The organism is Saccharopolyspora sp., assembly GCF_017434145.1.
GTDB lineage: Bacteria > Actinomycetota > Actinomycetes > Mycobacteriales > Pseudonocardiaceae > Saccharopolyspora_C > Saccharopolyspora_C galaxeae.
Genome location: NZ_JAFRFW010000485.1, coordinates 1 through 4,743, shown reverse-complemented (window position 1 = coordinate 4,743; position 4,743 = coordinate 1). Strand labels below are relative to the sequence as shown.

Here is a 4,743-nt window from a genome sequence, read left to right as displayed (position 1 = left end):
CTGCCGCCGGACGCGGTGCCGCAGCTGCGGGAGCGCACCGCGATGTGGTCGGACCTGCTCGGTTCGCTGGCCGGTGCGCCGGTCGCGCACCTGCGCGATCGGTCGCGCGAGCTGGAGGCGCTTGCGGATCAGGCGCGCGGGCTCCGCTCCGCGGCGCTTTCCCAGGAGTTCACCGCGGCCAGGCATGCCGCCCAGCGCCACCAATCGCCGCTGGTGTTCCGACGGGACGGCATCCCCGGCGGCGTGAGTTCGCGGACCGACCTCAAGGCCGGATTCGAAGTCGAGTTCCAGCTGCCCGGGCGCGGGTTCGAAGCGCGGGCGCGCAAGCTGGTGGCGCAGCTGCGCAACCTCGGATTCCTCGGGGAGCAGACGGACCTGCTGGACGCGGGCAGCACGCGGGTCGGCGCGGCGCACGAGGCGGGCAAATCCGCCCTGGTGCGCGAGGAGTCCGATCTGAACACCGCCGAGCTGGTCACGGAGATCATGCGGCCCGGGCAGAACCCGGGAACCTGGGCGAAATTCGCCGACATTCTCGGGCACGTGCGCGCCGAATCGGGCGACGCCGCGATCACCGGCGGGCACATCAACCTCAGCTTCGACGCGCAGTTGACGCCGCAGCAGTACGTGCGGCTGGCGCAGCTGCAGAAGAGCTTCGAGTCGCTGACCTACCGGCTGGGCAACCACCCGAACGGCCGCCGCGCGCGGGTCATGGACTACGTGGGGCCGAACCCGCTGCCGATGAACCCGGCCGAGGTCACCTCGTACTCCGACCTGCGGATGCTAAACCGCGGCAAGCACGACGCGATCAACTTCGCGCACCTCGAGGGCACCGGCTCCGACCGGGTCGAGTTCCGGTTCTGGGCGGGCAGCCTGGACCCGGCGGAATGGCAGGTGCGCACCGAGATCAGTGCGGCGATGCTCGCGGCAGCGCAAGACCCGTCGATCTACCCGCGGCTGAACGAGCTGATGACCGATCCCGGGCTGCTCGGCATGGGCGGCGCGGAACTGCCCGAGCTGCAGAACTTCCTGGAGCTGCTGCCGATGAGCCCGGAGGCGCAGCGGCAGGCCGTGCGGCTGCTGGCGTGGACCGAACCGTGGGAGGGCACCAGCGGCAGCGACTTCTACGGCCGTGCGAACAGCGTGACGATGCCGAGTGCGGGCGGGGTGTACCTGCCGTACTTCGAGCAGCCGGTGCCAGATGTCATGCGGGCCGTCGCGGGACTGCCGCGGTTCCCGAACACCGACGTCGTGGTGGCGCACCCGGAAGACGGCGACCCCAGCACGTTCGAACGCTGGGACGGCGAGACGCTCGACGGCGACGAACTCGTGGACGTGATCACACACCGCGACGTCGGCAACGGCAAGGCCGTGGTGCTGGCGATCCCCGGGCTGCTCAACGAGGACTCCAACGCCGGTTACGCCGATCCGGGCGCGCCGAACCCGTTCGAGGCGGACGTGGAAGCGGACTGGCTCGACTCGCTGACCTTCCGCACGAAGGCCCCGATCTACGTGGCGGCCAACGTGGTCCAGACCCCGGACGGGCGGCTGCTGGCGGGCAAGAACGTGCCGATGCCGGACGGCACCCTGCGGTTCCAGCCGGACCCGCGCGGCTGGGTCCGGTTCCAGCAGAAGACCTCCGCCTCCCGCGGCGAGACCGATCTCGCGCGGATGCTGGCGGCGGACGCGCCGGTGATCCAGCAGTTCGTGGATGCGCAGCCGGCCCTCGTGGACCCGCGCGACGAGAACTCCAGCAGCGACGGCGAGTACAGCGACAGCGATGTCGACATGGACGGCCGGTCCGATTCCGGCAGCGAGTCCGGAGCCGCGGCGTACGAGCAGGTGCTGACGTTCGAGCCGCAGCAGCCTTCGACCCGGCCGCGGCGGCCGCGCGCGGACTCGGACGACGAGATGACCGACGCGGACACGACCGACTCGCACAGCGATGCCGAGATGACCGAGGTGGAGTCGGTCAGCACCGAGGTCGCGTCCGACGCGGACTCCGCGTCGGCGCACAGCGACGCCGAGATGACCGAGGCGGACGCGCGTTCCGACGCGGACTCGCCGGATCCGGACCGGACCGAGTCCGATGTGGAATCCAGCAGCGCGGAATCCGCCGGCTCGAGTGCGGACTCCGAGGCGGGGCCCGGCTGGCCGGACGGAGTGGAACCTCCCGTCACCGACCCTGCCTGGCGGCACACCCAGGTCACCTCGGCGTCCTGGTTCGATCCGAAAGGCCCGCTCGACCTGGACGCGCTGGACCGGACGCGGCGGCCGATGCCGGACAGCACGGTCGAGACCGAGGACGCCGACCTCAAGATGTCCGGCAACGCGCGCCGGGCGGACGTCTTGTACGGACCGGTCCGCTACGACTTCCAGCGCCGCAAGGTCGGCGACGACTGGGTCCAGGAATTCACCTTCAAAGCGCACCTGGAATCGGACGAGCACCTGGCGCACTACCTGGAGGAGGCCGAGTACCACCGGGCGGCGGCCGACAAGCGGGAAAGGGCGGCGCGGGATGCCGAAGCGGCGGCCGGGCTGCTCGAACTGTCCACCCCGCAGGGTGATCCCAGCGTGGTGGAGGCGCGCAACCGCGCGGATCGGGCCCGGGAGGAGGCCGACCGGCGCAGCCGGCAGGCCGACGAGGCCGAAGCCGAGCTGCGGCACCAGCGTCAGCGCATCGATGACCTGAAGGACCGCGCGCAGCGCTCGATGGACTCGATGTTCAACCAGGGCTACCGGATGCCGCACTCCGGCGACCTGTTCCACGCGCGGCTGGAGTTCGTCGACGCGGACCAGGCGCACGACTCGATCTCGCTGGTCGAGGGCGACCGGATGAGCCAGGGCACGTGGTCCTTCGACGACCCGGGTACCGGGTACGCGCACGAGGTCGGGCACTACTTCGGCCTGCCGGACGAGTACTTCGAGCGGGCTCGCTTCGAGCGCGGCTCGCGCAAGTACAAGGGACGGCAGGTGCCGGAGTACACCGTGCGGACCCACCTGAACACCGCGCCGTACCTGAAGCCGTACGCCAACAAGGCCGAGGCCGCCGAGAAGCGGGCGGTCGAGGCCGAGGAGATCGCCGACCTCGACCAGGACGACGTCGTGCGGCTGACCGCCGACCTGATGGACGAGGACAGCGTCGAGACGCCCGACGAGGTGCTCGCGGCCGAGCAGCAGGAGCGGAACTCGCGGGCCGAGGCGGAGCGGCTGCGGGAGGAAGCCGAGCTCGCCAAGCAGGGGCTGCGGAACGAAACCCAGCGCGCTGAAGCCATCCGCGACCGCGCGGCGCGCGGCGTCGCGGACTTGTTCCACCCAGGCCGGATGAAGCGGGACGAGCCGTACTTCGTCAAGCTCGAGTTCGTCGACAGTCCGCGGCAGGCGCACCACCTGGTCGACCTCCAGCACGAGGAGGCGTTCGTTCCGGGCAAGTGGAGCGTCGAGGACCCCGGCGGCGTCATCGCACTGAAGACCGGCAGGCACCTGCAGGTGCCCACGACTTTCATGTCCGGGTTGCGCGATGGATCGCTGGACGATGCGAACGTTCACCCGGTCGACGACCGCCGGGTGTTCAACCGGATGGACCGGCCTGCCGCCTACGACCACACCACCGGCCTGCCGCACCGGATGCAGAACTCCTACATCGACGGCACGGGGTGGACCGGCGCACCGGGCGACGAGTTCCTGCCCCGGCACATGTGGCGGATCGAGGAGGTCGCGCGTTCCCAGGGGCTGACCCCGGAGGTGGTCGTGCCGGGGCCGACGCGCCAGGCGTGGCGGCTGCGCTACCTGCTGTCGAAGGACCACGTCAGCGCGAGCGAGGTGCTCGGAGCGTTGCGCGAGCTGGGCGGGGACCGGGCCAAGGTCGACGCGGTCCGGGAGGCGTTCGGGCAGGAGACCGGCCGATCGCTCGATGCGGCGCTGCACGCCGCGCTCGACGACCGCGGTTTCGAGCGCGCGTTGCACTACCTGCGCAGCAGCGAGGTCTTCCGCGCCGGGCCTGCGCACACCACGTCGGGCGGCGGCCGTCCGCGGATGCGGCCGGACACGCTCGACGACGCGCCCGAACCGAGTCCGGAACACGACTCGGAGGCGGGGACGACTCCCCACAAGCAACATCCCGAGCCGGGCGCGGAGGACGCGCCCCCGCTCGAGCAAGCGCGGTCGGAATCGGAGGCCGCCGCTTCCGAGACCGCCCAGACCGAGAACTCCGAGATCGGCACTGCCGAGCCCGTGGCCGCCGCGGAGACCAGTACGCCGGAGGCAGCGGCGCCCGCCCCGCTTTCCACGCTCGAAGACTTCCTGTCGCCGTCCGAACCGGTCGCGGACAACACCACCCGCGAAGCCGACGAGTCCGCGCCGGAGCAAGCGACCGGTCTCGATACCGCACCCGAGAGCCCGGCCCGCCCGGAGACTACGGACGACGCCCGGGAACCGAATCGCGAGGACTCGGCCCAGCCGGACCCCGGCGAAACGGCTTCCCCGAACCGCGACGAAACGGTTTCGCCGGATCAGGAAGAGACGGTGTCGCGGGACAGCGACCGGACGACTTCGCCGGACCTCGACGGGGCGGTCGACCGCGATCGCGACGAGACGACTTCGCTGGACGGGACGACTTCGCGGAACGAAGCACCCCGGAACGACCCGCCCCGGCAGGACCCCGACGACCGCGCCGAACGGCCCGAGACCGAGGCGCCGGTCCGCCGCGGCGGCGGGCTGCCGTCCGCCCTGCGGGACGGACGCGGG

1 protein-coding gene is annotated in these 4,743 nt (G+C 71.5%); it reads left to right on the top strand.

All coding sequences use genetic code 11. The features are described from left to right. Positions 1-4,743: hypothetical protein (locus IJH84_RS13500; protein WP_295144793.1), on the top strand; the 4,743-nt coding region annotated here is incomplete at both ends.